Source organism: Providencia sp. PROV040 (assembly GCF_032706145.1).
Classification (GTDB): domain Bacteria; phylum Pseudomonadota; class Gammaproteobacteria; order Enterobacterales; family Enterobacteriaceae; genus Providencia; species Providencia hangzhouensis.
On the sequence record NZ_CP120530.1, the window covers coordinates 3082141 to 3099708 of the forward strand.

Genomic DNA, 17568 nt, shown 5'->3' on the forward strand with positions numbered 1-17568 from the left:
CTTTTTATGTGTTTTATATCGAGATTTTATTAGCATAAGATATTTTTCTAAAATAATCACCCAAAGCTTACTTATATTACCACCTGATTTATATGATTTTTCAACCACTTTCTTTATTAAGATCTTGTTACAATAAACACATAAAATGACTAAGAAACATTAAATTTCATACTTCAATATATTGTAATTTTTAATACATATTGATATTTTTCAATTAAAATCGTAGAGTATAGAAGTAATCAATTATCCTAAAAATGCGTAAAAAGATGAGCGTGTAGCTTATTTTACATTACGTATTTTGATGTAAATTCTCTTTGTATAATATACTTTGTTGACAGTAAATCTCATCGAGACATTTTATTAAAAAATAGAAATAAACAACGCTAATATAAGACATCAATCATGCTTAGAATTCTCTCATTTATTATTTTATGTGCTTTTTCAATTAACCTAAGTGTTGCTGCAGTTCCCAAAGAAACCATCAAACGTATCGAACAGGAGGCACAAAAAGGGGATATAAAAGCGCAAGTCATGTTGGGAATTGGCTATTACCTTGGGAATGAGCTTAAACAGGACTATGGTAAAGCAAAAAAATGGCTAACAATGGCATCAAATAAAGGTAATTCTGATGCTCAGTTATTTTTAGGTGATATGTATTTAAACGGTAATGGTGTTGAAGCCAACCTCGAAACTGCCATGGATCTGTTTGAGAAATCAGCCAATAAAGGCAATGTTGAAGCTCAGAATTATATGGGCCAATTTTACTATCAAGGTATTGGTGTAAAACAAAACTATATTACGGCTTTTGAATGGTTCAAAAAATCTGCTGATAAAAAATTCCCACCAGCGCAATATCAAGTAGGTAAAATGCTAGAAAGTGGTGAAGGAATTGAAATAAACGAAAAATCTGCAGCTGAATATCTAGCTCAAGCCTGTAAAGCTGGTTTAAAAGAAGCCTGCGTAAAAAAATAAATCTGACTTAGTATTTCCCCACCATTTGCCTGATGTCGCTCATTATAATGACATCGGGCACTTCTATTTTTTGATAAAAAATCTTATTACGGCTACTTGCTCACACCCTTTCACCAATAAATTCATTACTATTAATAATCAAATTCACAATGTATGATATTGGTCTAAGCTTATAATATAAAAGAAAAAGGGAGATATTATGTACAATACAATTTTAGTACCGATCGATGTAACCGAAGATGCTCTCACTAATTTATTAGTTCCTCATGTTAACTCACTACAAAAATTGAACGATGCAACAGTACACTTTCTTGCCGTAACCGCACCAATTTCAAATTATTTGCGCTACGGTGGCACAATCTTACCAGGGGACTTCCCTGATGATGAAAAACAAGCTGAAATCATTCTTAGCGAGTTAAAAGAAAAAATTAAATTATTTGATATCCCTGCAGATAAAGTAAAGGCAAAAGCAACCGTCGGTTCTGTTAAAGACGAAATTTTGGCAACAGCAGAAGATATTAACGCCGATATAATTTTATTAGGTTCGCGCCGCCCGAGTATGTCAACCTATTTGCTCGGTTCTAATGCCGCATCAGTAGTTCGCTATGCGAAAACTAGCGTATTAGTCGTTCGATAATAAAGGCTAAAGTGCTATTTTCTGCCAAATAAACGCATTTTACAAATAAAAGGTTTAGCCTTAATGATTGTTACAAAAAACAGCAAAGACACACACTTTATGAGGCTATTTATGCACTCATTTAGGGTAAATTAAAGACTCATAAACATTTTCGTGACTTTCACGCCCTGCTTTTTTAGCAGGGTTTTTTTATGCTATAAAACTGATGAATGTTTTAATCTAAAACGCTTAAAAGGAATACCGTCAAAATCAACGATGGCTTCCTCAATAAAACCATAACGCAAAATTGCTGATACTTTCTTACGTGTTAACGGTAAGTGTATCGTGACTGACTCAACCTTCAATGATGTAAATGCCTTATTAATTATATTATTAACAATATATTTTCCCTTTCCCCAAAACTTAGGATGTAAAACTAAAGCTAAATCCGCATCGCCCGCTTCATTTTGTAGCCCTCCCCAACCAGCAAACTGGCCATCAACTATAATGGCCCATACGCCATAGCCATATTGCTCCCAATGCTGCTCTTTTCCTATGACCCACTGACGGCAGGCCTGTTCATCGAATTGATTACTCCCTAAAGGCATATGTTCGAGTACGGCTGGATGAGTATTTAATGCGATAAGATCTGCAATACTAATTTGATTTAGCTGTAAAAACTGAATAGGCATCGTGACTGTTTTGTCCACATAAGAGATTCATAAACCGAAAATATAATTTAGCTATCATCCCAAAAAATAATGCCCCACTCAAGTTAGCGGGGCACTTAGGCTTTGTTATTACTGCTCTAGGGCTGTCGCCATGACTTTTTGGAAATCCTCCCAAGAACAATAGCCGCTTTTATCAATTGGACACCCTTTTAGCTCTAATGTGATATGTTTAGGAGGGGTCTGTAATGATAAATAGGTGTTATCCCTCAGCTGATCTGCTGTTTGATAAACATATTCTACTTTCATAAAATCTTTATTAGCTTGCTTATCCGTCCAGCGTTGGAATACTAATTTCCCCCCAATCGGGGTATGCTCATACTGCTCTGGTAATTGATATGGCTTAAAATCCATTGCTGACATCAATGACGCAATATTCGAATCATGACCGACTAAGAATATAAATTTTGCAGTTTCTCCTTTATCGGCCGAAACAAAACCTTTATCGATATAATTTAATATTGGATGCGCGACATTTTTGGCAATAATTTTTGGTGTAAATAACGTTTCTTGGTAAGCATTTTTTAACGTATTCAGTTTTTTCCATTTTTCAGGGGTATTCACAAGCCCCCAAGCGACTTCATTTGCAGGAAAACCTTCATAGTATTGAAGGTCTATTGCATCCACCGCTGAATTTGCAATTTTTAATGGACCACTGACGCCCGGTTCTTTTTCTGCTTCAATAATAAAACTGTTTTTTTGACTATTTAAATTACATAACTTATCTGTTTTACATTTTTGAGAATCTTTAATGTTCAATACACTATCTAATTCTTCATAACCCGCAGTTAGTGATAAACCTTTAAAAAATTTTTCCATCTCAGCGAGTGCCTGTTGCTTAAATTCAGGAGAGGCATTCGTAATAATTGGGTTAAAAACAGGGTCCATCTTACCAATTTCAGGCTGATGATGAATATTTACTTTGCATCCAGGAAAGGCTCCTGCTGCAAAAAATTGGGCAGTTGCTATCGTCCTTTGTAGACTATTTGTATAAAGGTATATATCTTCGTTACTCGTTGGACACAGTTCATCTGCAAGTAATTTATTTTGGTCTATCCATTCCCTAAAATAATGCCCCATATAGACTTCAAGTGCGCCACCTTTCGTTGTGAGATATCCACTTTGTGCATCCCAAGCAGGCCATTTTTTATCAGTTACTTCAGTAAGAATACCGGTATTTACAATAGGTGTACGTAAATTATGGCGACTAAGGACTAAAACTTGATCCAAAACCATATCTGCTTTGGTCTCTGTATTCGCCAATACAGGTGCAATAGGTGTTAATAATGCCGCGGATAAACAGAGAGTTAGTAATTTATATTTCATTAAGATACCCCTACGATTAAATCAACAAAGAAAAATACGTTTATCGCTATATAAAAAATTTGGCGAGAAAATTACGCCGTAACTTATCTAATAATGACGAAGTTGACTTTTTTTTCTGCGATAAATATCTCAAAAACAACCTTAAAGTAAATTTAAAACCAGCGGTTGACATAAGAAAAGCAAAAGTTAATATTTTCCAGTCAATATACGGAGACAATATAATGATAGTCCAAAGCGCTACACGTGCACACGATGATGATATTATTCGTGTTTGGGAGTCTTCAGTGAGGGCAACTCACCATTTTTTAACTGAAGAAAAAATTGCTGAACTAAAAATTGCTATCAAAGATATTTATTTACCACATTTAGCTGTTTTTGTGACATTCGATAGCGCAGGCAATATGACCGGTTTTCTAGGGTGCGATAAACACCGTCTTGAAATGTTATTTATTTCTCAAGAAAATAGAGGCCAAGGCACAGGGAAGAAACTTCTTCAATATGCTATTGATACCTTAGATATTACTGAGTTGGACGTTAACGAACAAAACCCTCAAGCTATCGGGTTTTATCAGCATATGGGTTTTAAACAATACGCACGTTCTGAATTAGATGGTGAAGGCAATCCATTCCCTATTCTGCACATGCGCCTTAATAAAGAGTCGGCATGAAAATCACTGGATTAGAAACTGCACGTTTGCGGTTACGTGGCTGGCAAGAAGAAGATAAGCAACCACTTTACCAAATGAATAGCCACCCCGATGTCATGCGCTATTTTCCTTCAGTACTAAATGAGCAGCAAAATGCACAATTTATGGAAACCATCATAGATAAATTTGCTCAACAAGGAGGATGGGGACTATGGGCTGTTGAATTGAAATCCAACAAACAATTTATTGGGTTTATTGGTTTAAATATTCCTGCTGCTAATCTGCCCTTTTCCCCTTGTGTTGAAATTGGCTGGCGTTTACTTCCCGAGTATTGGCGTCACGGCTATGCGACTGAAGGGGCTAACGCCGCGATCAAATTTGCATTTGAACAACTAAAACTAGAAGAGCTCGTTGCGTTCACCGCTGTGGTCAATTTACCATCAGAATCCGTAATGCAAAGACTTGGTATGATAAAACACCCAAATAATTTTTATCACCCTGCACTCCCTGATGGCCATTGGTTACAAGAACATGTGCTGTATCGCATAAAGGCAAGTGACTATTTAAACCCGTCTCATCAATAAAAACCAAATTCGCCAATATCCCCACAAAAAAGCCATCACAATGTGATGGCTTTAAGTTATTTAGCGTCTGCTGCGTAAATTATTTTTTACTTTCAGCTTCCGCTTTAGCTTCTTTCGCTTCGACATCACGGTACCAACGAGGGTGATGTTTTCTCGCCCAACGGCGGCTAACTTTCCCTTCGATCATTCCGTTGATTGAACCTTTAACCCAAAATGCCATGTACATATGAATTAAAATGGCATGGATCAAGACAATCGCAGCAACAGCATGGATCAACAGCCCCCAACGCACCATCCACATTGGGAATAAATGTGCGAAATAAGGGCGCCAAATAATAATACCGGTGACCAAGAGCACAAAAATCAGGCTCATGATACTCCAGAACATCATTTTTTGGCCGGCGTTATATTTACCGACATCAGCCACTTCATGTTCATTGCCCTTCAATACTTCGACAATATTTTTGATCCAAGGTAAGTCTTGCTTATCTGGAATATTGTGCTTCACAAAGCGAACAAACATAAACATCAGCACGACGAAAATGAGTACGCCAAAGAAAGGGTGTAAAATCCGCCCCATTTGTGGTGTACCAAAGGTTTCCGTCAACCATTTCAGTGTTGGGAAAAATAACGCTATCCCCGACAAAGCAACCAAGAAGAAGCTGATGACAACCGTCCAGTGACACGCGCGGTCAATAAACTTAGTCCGCACAATCATTTTGCTTTTCTTACTCATGGTCATCTTTCTCCTCTTCATCACTCACTTCTTTGTTCGGACCAATTCCCACATAGTGGAAAATCAACCCTGCAAAGGTCGCGATAAATCCAACGACAGAAAGTGGTTTCAAGATGCCCTGCCACAGATTGATTGGCGTATCAATTTGTGGGTCTTTAGGCAGGCCATGATACAGTTCAGGTTTATCAGCATGGTGAAGTACATAAACAACATGCGTACCACCAACGCCTTCAGGATCATAAATTCCCGCTTTCGCATAACCCCGGTTTTGCAATTTCGTTACGCGCTCTGCACCGTATTCCAACATTTCTTTTTTCGTACCGAAACGGATAGCACCCGTTGGACAGGTTTTCACACATGCCGGCTCTTGGCCTACACTCACCCTATCAACACACAAGGTACACTTGTACACTCGATTGTCTTTCGGATTTAATCGAGGAATATTGAATGGGCAACCTGCGATACAATAACCACAACCAATACAGTGCTCTGATTGGAAATCCACAATACCATTTGCGTACTGAATGATTGCTCCTGCTGATGGGCAAGATTTCAAGCATCCAGGGTCGGTACAGTGCATACAGCCATCTTTACGGATCAACCATTCTAGCTTACCCATTTCAGTGGTTTCACTAAAACGCATCACCGTCCACGATTTTGCACTTAAATCCGTTGGGTTATCATAAACCCCAACACAGTGGCCAACTTCGTCACGGATATCATTCCACTCAGAACATGCCACCTGACAAGCTTTACAGCCGATACAAGATGACACATCAATGAGCTTACAGACTTCAAGTTTATCATCACGCGCTTGTGGCGGAGGCGTAATGCTATTGGTCGCGGAACGTTTAATAATGTCTTGAGATTGCATGGACATGTTCCCTCCCTTACGCCTTCTCAATGTTAACTAAGAATGCCTTATACTCAGGTGTCTGAGAGTTAGCATCGCCGACAGACGGCGTTAACGTATTGGTGATAAACCCTTTTTGAGTCGCGCCTTCAAAGCCCCAGTGAATCGGTAGTCCAACAGTTTCAATTGGTTTTCCATCCACCATCAGCGTTTGTAATCGAGGAGTGACAACCGCAACTGCCTTGATAAAACCACGTTTACTACTGACTTTGACCTTATCGCCTAACGCAATTCCTTTAGCTTTAGCTAGTGTCTCGCTGATTTCAACAAATTGCTCTGGCTGAGCAATCGCGTTCAAGCGAGCATGCTTGGTCCATGTGTGGAAATGCTCTGTTAGACGGTATGTGGTACCTACATAAGGGAAATCTTTGTGGTCGCCAAGACGTTTTTTGTCTTCATCAAAAATTCGCGCTGCTGGGTTAGAAACCACATTCGGGTGCAACGGGTTAGTGCCAAGTGGTGTTTCAAATGGCTCATAATGCTCAGGGAATGGCCCTTCTGCCATCTTATCGATAGCAAATAAACGACCTAAACCTTCTGGTTGCATGATGAATGGCCCCGTTCCCACTTCAGGTGCAGAAGCATTGAAGTCAGGGATATCATTACCGACCCATTTTTTACCATTCCACTCGATAAGCACGCGGTCTTTATTCCACGGTTTACCTTGGGTGTCACAAGAAGCACGGTTATAAATCACACGGCGGTTCAAAGGCCATGCCCATGCCCAACCTAATGTGTTACCGATACCGGATGGGTCGCTGTTATCACGATTAGCCATCTGATTGCCTTTCTCGGTCCAGCTACCAGTGTAAATCCAGCAAGAAGATGCCGTTGAACCATCCGCACGTAATAAGGCAAATGAGCTGAGCAGCTCGCCTTTTTTCGCTTGTAAGTTACCGTCTGCATCATAGAGATCAACCAGTGCAACACCGTTGTTTTCTTTCGCCACTTCTTCTGATTCAGGATGGAACTGTTGTTTATAATTCCATTTCATTTGCATCAGAGGATCTTGGCCTTGCCCACCTTCTTTCTCATACAATTCCCGGATCTTATACAGAATACCGGTTAAGATTTGGCCATCGTTACGCGCTTCGCCTGGGGCATCTGCGGCTTGCCAGTGCCATTGTAACCAACGGCCTGAGTTGGCTATCGAACCATCTTCTTCTGCAAAACAAGTTGATGGTAAACGGAACACTTCGGTTTGAATCGAAGCCGTATCAACGTCATTCATCTCACCATGATTTTGCCAGAAATTCGCTGTTTCAGTGACTAATGGGTCAACGACAATCAGGTATTTCAATTTACTGAGGCAGCTAACCACTTTATTCTTATCAGGGAATGAAGCCACTGGGTTAAACCCTTGACAGATATAGCCCGTCACTTGGTCTTTGCTCATCATGTCAAAATACTTCATCACATCATAAGCTTGGTCCCATTTAGGCAACCAATCATAACCCCATTGGTTTTCTGCTTGTGCTGAATCCCCATAGAAAGACTTCATCAAACTCACGAAGAATTTAGGATAATTACTCCAAAAATTCACCTGATTTGGCAAGGTCGCTTTCGGTGTATTCGCAGTCAGGTAGCTATCAATGTTCTGATGTTTTTCAGAAGGTAATGTCAGGTAACCCGGTAAACTAGTTGATAGTAACCCTAAATCGGTTAAGCCTTGAATGTTCGAGTGCCCGCGTAACGCGTTCACTCCGCCGCCAGCAACCCCCATGTTACCTAGCAGTAACTGGATCATCGCCATAGTGCGAATATTTTGTGCGCCAACAGTATGTTGTGTCCAACCTAATGCATACAGGAAAGTCCCAGCTTTATCTGCTGCACTTGTTGTTGCTAAAATTTCACAGACTTTCAAGAAATCGGCTTTTGGTGTTCCACAAATTTGCTCAACGATATCAGGCGTATAGCGTGATACATGTTTGTGAAGTAAATTCCACACACAACGCGGATCTTGTAATGTGTCATCGCGTAATGCGTGACCATTTTCATCAAACTTATAGTTCCAGCTGGTTTTGTCATAGCTACGCTTATCAGCATCATAACCACTAAATAAGCCATCGTTAAAGTCAAAATCGTCTCTAACAATCAATGACGCATTGGTATAGTTCTGAACATACTCAGCATTGATTTTTTGGTTTTCAATCAGGTACAGCAAAACGCCCGATAAAAAGGTAATATCGGTTCCTGAACGGATTGGCACATAATGGTCAGCAACTGATGCAGTACGCGTAAAACGCGGGTCTATGACAATCAGTGTGGCATCATTATTATTTTTCGCTTCAATTGCCCAGCGGAACCCAACAGGGTGTGCTTCCGCAGCATTACCGCCCATTACGACGACAACATCGGCATTTTTGATATCAACCCAGTGGTTGGTCATCGCACCGCGACCAAATGTTGGAGCAAGACTTGCTACCGTTGGTCCGTGTCAGACACGCGCTTGGTTATCAACTGCTAGCATTCCTAGCGATCTAGCGAATTTTTGCGTCAACATTCCCGTTTCGTTACTGGCAGCTGATGCACAAAGCATCCCTGTTGATAACCAACGGTTTACTGTTGTTCCTTCCGCATTTTTTTCAATGAAATTTGCATCGCGGTCATCTTTCATTAAGCGTGCAATGCGTGTGAAAGCATCATCCCAACTAATGCGTTCCCATTTATCAGAGCCTGGTGCTCTATATTCAGGATAACGTAAACGATTTTCGCTTTGGATATAATCGAGTAGGCCAGCCCCTTTAGGGCATAAAGCACCACGGTTTACCGGGTGGTCTGAGTCACCTTCGACATGGAATATCGCGGACTTAGCATTCATGGCGCCATCGCCCATGCTATATATTAGTAATCCACAACCGACAGAACAGTAAGTACAGGTATTACGCGTCTCTTTAGAACGAAGTAATTTATATTCACGTACATTAGCTATTGCCATTCCAGGCATAAAACCTAACGCAGCTACAGTTGTACCTGCCATCCCGCCAGCGCAGATTTTAAAAAACTTTCTGCGACTAACGTTCATTGCTACCTCTTTATATTTTTTGTATAAATCGGTGAGAGAATAGCAGTCTAATATGATTAGATATTGCCTAAAATCAATGAAAGTGAAAATAAAAGTTTAATTAATATTAACTGAGTAGTTAAACATCAATTAAAATTACTACCAATAGAGTACTTATTGTTAAATTGATTTGGATCAAATGTTACATTTTAAAAATTTAAGTTAAACATCATTTTAATTAACATTTCGTAAAAGAAAATAATGTTATTTCTTAGAAAAGAATAACCCTTAAATTTAATTTGAAATTTAACTATGGATTTAGTAATTATTTACTTAAATCCATATAAAGAAATAATTCTGTTGTCGGCTTAAATTCCACGTCACTTTAAAATAAATAATTAATTTTTTAAGGTGACGTGATAACACTGAATTCTATTTCCAACCACTAATAATGATACCGGCTCCGATCAGTACGACTAAAGCACCAACCCAGTCAGTCACGGTAAGAGAAACACCATCAACCACTTTTAGCCAAGCTAATGCCGTGACAATATAAATTCCACCATAAGTCGCATAAATTCGTCCGCTTGCCTCTGGGTGTAATGTGAGTAACCAGACAAATAGCGTTAAACTTAAGGCTGCCGGGATCAATAGCCAAGCCCCACCTTGCTTTTTCATCCAAAGATAAGGAAAGTAACAGCCTGCAATTTCAGCCAACGCAGTGATAAAGAACAAACCAATAATTTTTATCGACATAGCAACCCATTCAAAATAATACCCATAAATTCACTATTATATTAGCAACTTTTATCAACACGGTTATGTGGTTTTCACTAACATCAATGAAATACGCCTTGCAATTGGTAAAACAAAAAATACGGTTGGGAAAGCTATCATCCAAGAAAGCATCCACGAGCTCAACCAAGGTGAAAACACGTCACTCGTGAAGCCCAAGGCTCTTATGGTACTAATCAGCGAAACAATTCCACTCATGACAAGGGATAAAAAGAAAGGAACAAGAAAAATCATCGCCCGAGCAGGTAACTTTGGGATACCTAAAATATAATTACGGTCTTGATGTGACATAAAAGACTCCAAGGTTAACAGACACACAAAGCACATAACCTATGTGTGGCCAAAAGTTATATGCGTTGGTTAACGTAAACGCTTACGAGTCCTATGACCAATTCCTTCTTATTCTATAATTTGTAAAACTTTTATCAAAAATTCAACAAAATATATTCAAGAGCACAATATCCCCTGTATTTTTACCATCAAAACCATTATTATACATCGTATAATAAGTTTAAAAGGCATTGGTATGATTTCAGGACACGTATTTATAGCAGCCAGCTTAGACGGCTATATCGCTCGAAAAAATGGTGATATTGATTGGCTTTTACAGCAAGATTCTCCTGAAGAAAATCACGGCTACGGAAACTTCATCAGCAACATCGATGCAATAATTATGGGACGAGGAACATTTGAAACAGTTTGTCACTTCACACCTTGGCCCTATGAGCAACCTATTGTGGTTCTTTCCTCCACACTCGCACTACAGCCCGTTCCTGAACATTTAATCGGTAAGGTACGCTTTTCAAACCAGACTCCAGAGCAAATCATGCAAATATTAGAGTCTGAAGGCTGTAAACGTGTTTATATCGATGGCGGACAAGTTGTTCAATCCTTTTTAAAACAAGGGCTAGTTCATGACCTTATTATCACTAAAATTCCTATTTTATTAGGTGAAGGACGTCCGCTATTTGGCCCACTCCCTCAAGATGTCTGCCTTAATCACTTGAATACTCAAAGCTTTCCTTCAGGGCTTATTCAATCCCATTATGAGATAGTAAAATGACGGTGCGAAAACCAGGTCGTCCTAAAGCACAACAACTCAATATTTCATCTGAAAATATTATTGCAAAGGCAATAGAGATATTAAATGAAAAAGGGATTGAGCAATTATCTATGCGACTGATTGCCAAAGAAATGGTCATCACACCGATGGCTCTTTACCATTATTTTGCTGATAAAAATGCGTTAATTAAGGCCATTGGCAACACGCTTTATCACAGTATAAATGCTACTGATGTAATAGGCGCTTGTTCAAAAATAGAAATCCTTTTACTCAGATACCGAGAAAAGGTAATTCAGTACCCACAGATTACGTTAGCTATATTTAATACCTCCGTGTTATTTCCTGAGCAAGCCATTCGCATAACTAAGGAGTTAATTCAGTTATTAACTGAGGTAGGGTTATCAACAAAACAAGCAACACAATGGGGACATATTCTAATTGACTATACTCACGGTGAAGCATTAGCGACATCGACTCTTTTACACAATGAACATCAAGTGGATGAAAAAATAAGATATGCACAAGAAAATTATACTGAAGCACTAAAAACTCTTTTAGAAATATCGATAGGACAAGACCCAATAGGATCAGGTTAAAAACCTAATAAAACTCCATCTTTTAAACTTTAAGTTTAAATTTTAATGCCTATCTTTGTTATTATAATAACTACCTTTTCTATCACCTTATTGGCTAACAAAATCATTATGAGAGCAACATCTGAAGAAGCCCGTGTATTTATTGAAGTGGTAGAACAAAAAAGTTTGAGTAAAGCGGCTGATAAACTTAATTTAGCAAATTCCTCGGTAAGCCGAATAGTCAAAAAACTGGAAGAATAACTGGATGTCAATTTAATTAACCGCACCACAAGGTAAATTGACCTAACTGCTGAGGAAAATGAGGTTAAAAAATTTTTTTGGGCAGATGCGATTATTACCAAATGTCTGGCTGGTGGATGATGATGCCTTGGATGGTAAAAAAATATATGGATGACGTTTATACCCTCGGTCACGGCTATTTATATGCAAATGATGGTCGTACCCGCCAAAATCCAAGCAAGCAATATGGTACTGGGGGCCTACTTCATGGAAAAAGTATATTCTTTCAGTGACTTGGAATGCCCCTATCGATGCATTTGATGAATTTGATAATTTTTTTGACGGTCGAGGTGTAGATGGTGTCTATTTTGCCTTTCATAAATCACAACAATTTCTCGGATTGAAAAAATTCCCAACCTTTATGGTTAACGACGTGATCAAAGAACCTAATATTGAAAAATATATCAATGATTATAAAATACATCTCACTGAAATTTTTAATTAATCCATATTCAAAAAGGAATACATTTGTATTCCTTTTTATTATTATTTAGTAATCATTAATTAATATTATGCAATTTTACTTATTAATTTCACATCTAATGAATCGACTTTACCTTCTATCTTCTTAATAAAATCTTGCAAATGCTTTGTAACATTATGTTTATCTAATGACTCCTGATCCTTCCAAATTTCAAAGAAAATAAAAATATTTGGATTAGCATTATCTTGATGTAATTCATATTGAAGACAACCTTCATCCCTATTACTTGGCTCAACGATTGATTTAGTTGCTGCTTTTACAAATTCGACTTCATTATCTTTTGCAATTACTGTCGCAACAATTCTTATTTCTGGCATAAGCTCATCCTGTTATAAATAGATAATTTCAACTCATCTATTTATAACATAATTCTAAGTTAGAATTTAATCTTTATTATTCTATAAATTAGAAAATATTTTTCTAATTTCAATTATATCACCATATTGCAAAAATAGTGTAAAATCAAAATATAATATGATTGGTTTTTAATTACATTATATTTTATCCTAATAATGAGCATGAGATAAATCTCAGTCAATCGTAATGTGGCAAATTTTAATTTATGCTCATTATTATCTGATACTAATCGGAGAAGGAAGATAAAATCCTCCTTCTCTTTCATTCTACCCTATTGATTTAATACCTTTTTAATCAATAGGGCTTTTTTTTCTTCCTCAATAAAGCTTGCCTGTAATGCATTTATATTACACTCAGTAAAATCAGCAATACCCCAACAAAATATATCATGCAATAATTGGTATTCTTTATTTAATGTTACATTCGCCACTGTTCGCGCATCAGTATTTATATTTAATTTAACGCCCTGCTTCTTCAACTCATTAATAGGATGGTTTTCAATACTGTCAAAGACATTGCACACTAAATTGCAACTTGGACAAACTTCAAGTAATACATTTAACGCTTTGAGCTTTTTAATCGTATTTGAATTTTCAATACTTCTTACCCCATGTCCAATACGTGACACTTTTAATATATCCAATGTTTCAATCACACTTTCATAGCCTAAAGCCTCACCAGCATGTGCGATAACATTCCCTCCATGTTCCCTGACATACTTAAATGCCATTTCATGATTGTCTAGTGAAAAACGAGCCTCATCTGCCGCTAAATCTAGCGCTACAACACCACGATATTGATACTCCACAACTAAATTTGCCGTTTCAAGACTTTGAGAGGCAGTAAAATGCCTCAAGGTACACAAAATCAAGCCAGCTTCTATTTCATACTTTTTAACTGCTGAATTAACCGCATCTAATGTTATATCAACAACTTCTCGGCTTGAAAGGCCTTGCTGAGTATGTAATAAAGGAGCAAACCGAATTTCGGCATAAATCACATTATCCATTTTTAATTGCTCAAACAAATCATCAACAGCCAATACTATTGCAGATTTTGTCTGTAATATATTAAGTTGCGGTTCAATACAACGTAGAAAATCGCCAAGATCCTCACACCTCGTTGGCGCAATAAAACCTTGTTTGAATTCATTAAACGTGAGTGTCGGAATAGCTTGTTTAACATAAGAAAAACTTAAACACGTATCTAAATGCACATGTAGTTCCACTTTTGGCATAGCATTAATTGCTGTTTTTATACTTTTAGTAAATCCGCTTAAAGGTTTTAAAGACGCTTTCATGTTAGTATCCTGCGAGTTATTTTTGAATAAGCTTGCAGAGTTATTGCCATTTTAAAAAGGACATATGTCCTTTATTGCATACACCAATTTATGTCATACTGTTCTCCGAAAAGACCCATACTGAGAGAATAAATAGTGAAAAAAATTACCTCTTCTGAAAAAATTGAAGAATATTTTACTCTCTATCAGCTTGATAAAATTCTATCTGAGGAAACAATAAAGTCTGCAAAACTGCTTAAAATAGATACGTCTGAATACTTAATATCACAAAATGACAAAATTAATTTTATTTACTTTCTTGTTGCGGGAAAACTACAGGTTGAACGTTATGAAATAAACGGTGAACATGTTATTTTTTCATTTGAAAATGCCTTTTCAGTTATTGGTGATTTAGAGTTATTTCAGAATAATGACAGCAAAAAAAACCGTATCTATAGTACAATACAGGCAATTACTGAGTGTTATTTACTGGCATTTCCGTTACAGGTTATTCAGAAAAAAGAGCTTAACTCCCCTATTTTTTTACAGTTTATCTGTCAACATCTTAGCAAAAAGCTTTTTAATGCATCACAGCTACACTCTTCCTCTTCATTCTCTGCTGAATATAAATTGAGGCGCTATTTAATTTTTGCCGAAAGCCAGTATGGTTCTGAATTTAAATTGGAAAATCGCGATTCATTAGCTGCTATGCTCGGTGTATCTGTCAGGCAATTAAACCGTACACTAGTGAAATTAATTGAAAGGAAACTTATTGAACTTAAAGGTAAACACATTAAAATTATTGACCTAGAAAGCGCGTCATGATTACAAACGAATTACAAAAGGCTGCCATGACAGCCCTTCAATATTTTGCACTACTTCTTAGTTGCCAAAATAACACTAGAAGCTTTGATAATCGCAGTCACTTTACTTTTAACATTTAACCCCAACTCTACGGTACTATTATTTGTCACCACCGCAGATAACAAAGTTCCTGCAGTGGTTTTTAAATTTACCACAGAATTAACGCTTCCTTTTTCAATGGATTCAATTACACCATTAAATTGATTACGAGCAGAGAAATTATACTCTTCAGCGTTAGATACTAATACAACCCAAGGCGCTTTTATTACTGCTGTCGCCAGTTTACCTTTTTCTAAACCGAGTTGTTTAGTACTATTTTTGGTAATCACTGCCGCAATGCTTTCACCATGACCTAAATCGAGTATAACTTCATCATTTACCGCTCCCATTACAATTGAATCAACAACACCTGACAATTGGTTTCTTGCAGAAATAGCCATTGAATATCTCCTATACTTAATAAAAGTCGACTTCAGTAGTACTGTTTTTTAGTAGTTTAATCTCATTGCCATTCGAATTAAGACTTAAAATAAAGTCACATTTATAGGCAATATTCTTAGCGTTATAATCACACTTAGAATTGACGAGTAATATTGTTTGCCCCAACGCGCGTATGTCCATCATGTGATCAAACGGCTTACTCATATCTTTCCCATAAGTTACTATAGTCTCTGATATGATTGCATTATCTTTAAAATATTTTATCGTTGTTGGAAGTTTAAATTCATTATAATCATTTTTGCTATATTGTTTTTTCGTGTCAGCAAGCAGTGAGCCAGCAATAATGCCATCTTGGTTATATTGGTAGATTAATTCACCATTCGAATCTTTTTTAGACATTATTTGACAGTTATCACCTATCACCATTTCGACAGGCCCACTAACATCTCGACCAATCAATTTATTTTTAACTCGCTTTACAAAAAGATAGTTATGAGCACCATTTAAATACTCATCTTTCTTTTGATCAAAAGAAAAACTTTCCACACAACCATCATGACCAATTTTTAACATTGATTCATAATTAATTGATTTATCCTCATTATAAACAACTGATTTTATTTGCTTAACAGCACCTCTAACAGGATTGAAATCATAAAGCTGAGCCAGATTAAACACCACTGGGTTATATTGCTGTTCTTGAAACGCTAATGATGCAAAAGAAACAGGGAATAAACTTAAATAAATGATTCCCAATAGGTATTTTTTACTCATTTTTATCGTCTACCTCTAACGGCTACGGCTTGTTTTGACTTAAAAATAGCCTTTTGTATACATATTATCAGTTTTTCGATAAAAGTCAGGTTATGAACTCATAAACTTAGTACTAAAAACGAGCCTTAAATTAAATTTAAGGCCATTCTCGGTTTGCTTAAAATAAATAACAAAGAAGTTACTTAAATTGATTATGGCATAATTGGAGCCAGTGTAGGGTTGCGTTCATCATTAAAAACACGGCCAAAACGTGGGTTTCCTTGGTTCCATTCCTCAACAGCAGCATGAATATCAGCTTTAGTTCGACCAATAAAATTCCACCACATTAGTACAGATTCATTTAAAGGCTCACCACCGAGCAATAAAATATGACTATCTGAAGCTAGCTCTACAGAAATTTCAGTGATACTTTTGCCTAAATAAATTAATTCATTACTATTCACTTGCTGCCCTTCAATAACGGCACTTCCACTTACAACAAAAATACCGTATTCAAATTCAGAGCATAACGTTAAAACTTGTCGAGCGGTTTTCTTAGCAATAATATCGAGCCCGACCAAAGGGGAAAATGTCAGTGTTGGTGCTTTATAAGTACCATATTCCCCAACTAATAAGTTGAAATGCATTTCTCCTTCAGACCATCGAGGTAGCGTAGGATAATGGTCAAAACGTGGAGAAATATCTTTAACTGCTTCCGGTAAAGCGATCCACAGTTGTACAGCATGTAATTGGCGACTTTCTCCGTAGGTATCTTCGGAATGGCTGATCCCATAACCTGCCGTCATTAAATTGACCTGTCCTGGCCGAATAACCTGTTCATAACCAAGACTATCTCGATGTAATACTTCACCTTCAATCATCCAAGTGAATGTTTGTAAAGCGGTATGAGGGTGAGGTGATACCTTCATTCCCTCTGAATCTCCTTTAAAAACCGTAGGTCCAGCATGGTCAAGAAAGCACCAAGCACCTATTAGTCTACGTTCTCTTGTCGGTAAAACTCGTGCAACAGGAAGCCCACCAACATCTTTTGAGCGTGCTGTAATTAACTGTAAATTAAGTATTTTATCATTATTTTGAATACTCATGCTGACCTCATCAGTAATTAGCAAA

At 37.3% G+C, this 17568-nt stretch carries 20 protein-coding genes and 1 pseudogene; 9 read left to right on the forward strand and 12 right to left on the reverse strand.

Annotated features, from left to right (window positions below):
* Window positions 1–402 precede the first annotated feature (402 nt).
* Both P3L40_RS14235 and P3L40_RS14240 read left to right on the forward strand, forming a co-directional pair.
* Complete coding sequence (locus P3L40_RS14235; protein ID WP_004255883.1) at window positions 403–972, forward strand: tetratricopeptide repeat protein; 570 nt, start codon at window positions 403–405, stop codon at window positions 970–972.
* A gap of 199 nt (window positions 973–1171) precedes the next feature.
* Window positions 1172–1609 (forward strand): universal stress protein, encoded by a 438-nt coding sequence (locus tag P3L40_RS14240; RefSeq protein ID WP_004255887.1) that lies wholly within the window; start codon window positions 1172–1174, stop codon window positions 1607–1609.
* A gap of 194 nt (window positions 1610–1803) precedes the next feature.
* Here the strand turns inward: P3L40_RS14240 and P3L40_RS14245 are convergent, their stop codons facing one another.
* Together P3L40_RS14245 and agp are read right to left on the reverse strand one after the other, a co-directional pair.
* Window positions 1804–2298: a GNAT family N-acetyltransferase gene (locus tag P3L40_RS14245; protein WP_226617109.1), complete on the reverse strand. Its 495-nt coding sequence runs from the start codon at window positions 2296–2298 to the stop codon at window positions 1804–1806.
* Window positions 2299–2388: 90 nt separating this feature from the next.
* On the reverse strand, window positions 2389–3642 hold the full coding sequence (gene agp, locus P3L40_RS14250; RefSeq protein ID WP_210852618.1) for a bifunctional glucose-1-phosphatase/inositol phosphatase: 1254 nt from the start codon (window positions 3640–3642) through the stop codon (window positions 2389–2391).
* Between the two features lie 221 nt (window positions 3643–3863).
* Here agp and P3L40_RS14255 point away from each other — a divergent pair, with 221 nt between their 5' ends.
* Window positions 3864–4310, forward strand: a complete 447-nt coding sequence (locus P3L40_RS14255) for a GNAT family N-acetyltransferase (protein ID WP_210852617.1) — start codon at window positions 3864–3866, stop codon at window positions 4308–4310.
* Complete coding sequence (locus P3L40_RS14260) at window positions 4307–4873, forward strand: GNAT family N-acetyltransferase (protein WP_096864194.1); 567 nt, start codon at window positions 4307–4309, stop codon at window positions 4871–4873. Before P3L40_RS14255 ends, P3L40_RS14260 begins: the two co-directional genes overlap by 4 nt.
* 79 nt (window positions 4874–4952) lie before the next feature.
* Here P3L40_RS14260 and fdnI read toward each other — a convergent pair whose 3' ends face one another.
* From fdnI to P3L40_RS14285, 5 genes are all read right to left on the reverse strand, one after another.
* Window positions 4953–5609 carry a formate dehydrogenase-N subunit gamma gene (gene fdnI, locus P3L40_RS14265; RefSeq protein ID WP_004255903.1) on the reverse strand — a complete coding sequence of 219 codons (657 nt, stop codon included), beginning with the start codon at window positions 5607–5609 and terminating at the stop codon, window positions 4953–4955.
* Window positions 5602–6489 (reverse strand): formate dehydrogenase subunit beta, encoded by an 888-nt coding sequence (fdxH, locus tag P3L40_RS14270; protein ID WP_187367838.1) that lies wholly within the window; start codon window positions 6487–6489, stop codon window positions 5602–5604. Before fdxH ends, fdnI begins: the two co-directional genes overlap by 8 nt.
* A gap of 10 nt (window positions 6490–6499) precedes the next feature.
* Window positions 6500–9547 (reverse strand): formate dehydrogenase-N subunit alpha, encoded by a 3048-nt coding sequence (gene fdnG / locus P3L40_RS14275; protein WP_117162065.1) that lies wholly within the window; start codon window positions 9545–9547, stop codon window positions 6500–6502.
* Between the two features lie 411 nt (window positions 9548–9958).
* Window positions 9959–10282: a YnfA family protein gene (locus P3L40_RS14280; protein WP_196731691.1), complete on the reverse strand. Its 324-nt coding sequence runs from the start codon at window positions 10280–10282 to the stop codon at window positions 9959–9961.
* 63 nt (window positions 10283–10345) lie between these two features.
* Window positions 10346–10612 (reverse strand): DUF2798 domain-containing protein, encoded by a 267-nt coding sequence (locus P3L40_RS14285; RefSeq protein ID WP_004255963.1) that lies wholly within the window; start codon window positions 10610–10612, stop codon window positions 10346–10348.
* A 235-nt stretch (window positions 10613–10847) separates the two neighbouring features.
* Here P3L40_RS14285 and P3L40_RS14290 point away from each other — a divergent pair, with 235 nt between their 5' ends.
* From P3L40_RS14290 to P3L40_RS14305, 4 genes and pseudogenes are all read left to right on the forward strand, one after another.
* Window positions 10848–11384 (forward strand): dihydrofolate reductase family protein, encoded by a 537-nt coding sequence (locus P3L40_RS14290; RefSeq protein WP_210852615.1) that lies wholly within the window; start codon window positions 10848–10850, stop codon window positions 11382–11384.
* A complete protein-coding gene (locus tag P3L40_RS14295; protein WP_210852614.1) occupies window positions 11381–11980 on the forward strand; it encodes a TetR/AcrR family transcriptional regulator in 600 nt (199 codons plus the stop codon). Before P3L40_RS14290 ends, P3L40_RS14295 begins: the two co-directional genes overlap by 4 nt.
* 108 nt (window positions 11981–12088) lie before the next feature.
* Window positions 12089–12220 (forward strand): LysR family transcriptional regulator, encoded by a 132-nt coding sequence (locus P3L40_RS14300; protein ID WP_369100239.1) that lies wholly within the window; start codon window positions 12089–12091, stop codon window positions 12218–12220.
* A 60-nt stretch (window positions 12221–12280) separates the two neighbouring features.
* A pseudogene (locus tag P3L40_RS14305) lies at window positions 12281–12704 on the forward strand (NAD(P)H-dependent oxidoreductase); the annotation flags it as partial.
* Between the two features lie 65 nt (window positions 12705–12769).
* Here the strand turns inward: P3L40_RS14305 and P3L40_RS14310 are convergent.
* The gene (locus P3L40_RS14310; protein WP_004255970.1) at window positions 12770–13060 is read right to left on the reverse strand and encodes a putative quinol monooxygenase; all 291 of its coding nucleotides are present in this window, start codon (window positions 13058–13060) and stop codon (window positions 12770–12772) included.
* 311 nt (window positions 13061–13371) lie between these two features.
* Window positions 13372–14400 (reverse strand): adenosine deaminase, encoded by a 1029-nt coding sequence (add, locus tag P3L40_RS14315; protein WP_196731692.1) that lies wholly within the window; start codon window positions 14398–14400, stop codon window positions 13372–13374.
* A gap of 135 nt (window positions 14401–14535) precedes the next feature.
* Here add and P3L40_RS14320 point away from each other — a divergent pair, with 135 nt between their 5' ends.
* Complete coding sequence (locus tag P3L40_RS14320) at window positions 14536–15204, forward strand: Crp/Fnr family transcriptional regulator (RefSeq protein WP_181489573.1); 669 nt, start codon at window positions 14536–14538, stop codon at window positions 15202–15204.
* Window positions 15205–15254: 50 nt separating this feature from the next.
* Here P3L40_RS14320 and P3L40_RS14325 read toward each other — a convergent pair whose 3' ends face one another.
* From P3L40_RS14325 to P3L40_RS14335, 3 genes are all read right to left on the reverse strand, one after another.
* Window positions 15255–15683, reverse strand: a complete 429-nt coding sequence (locus P3L40_RS14325) for a molybdopterin-binding protein (protein WP_004255976.1) — start codon at window positions 15681–15683, stop codon at window positions 15255–15257.
* Window positions 15684–15699: 16 nt separating this feature from the next.
* Window positions 15700–16458: a YnfC family lipoprotein gene (locus tag P3L40_RS14330; protein ID WP_110591491.1), complete on the reverse strand. Its 759-nt coding sequence runs from the start codon at window positions 16456–16458 to the stop codon at window positions 15700–15702.
* 191 nt (window positions 16459–16649) lie between these two features.
* Window positions 16650–17543 carry a pirin family protein gene (locus tag P3L40_RS14335; RefSeq protein ID WP_096864199.1) on the reverse strand — a complete coding sequence of 298 codons (894 nt, stop codon included), beginning with the start codon at window positions 17541–17543 and terminating at the stop codon, window positions 16650–16652.
* Window positions 17544–17568: the final 25 nt, after the last annotated feature.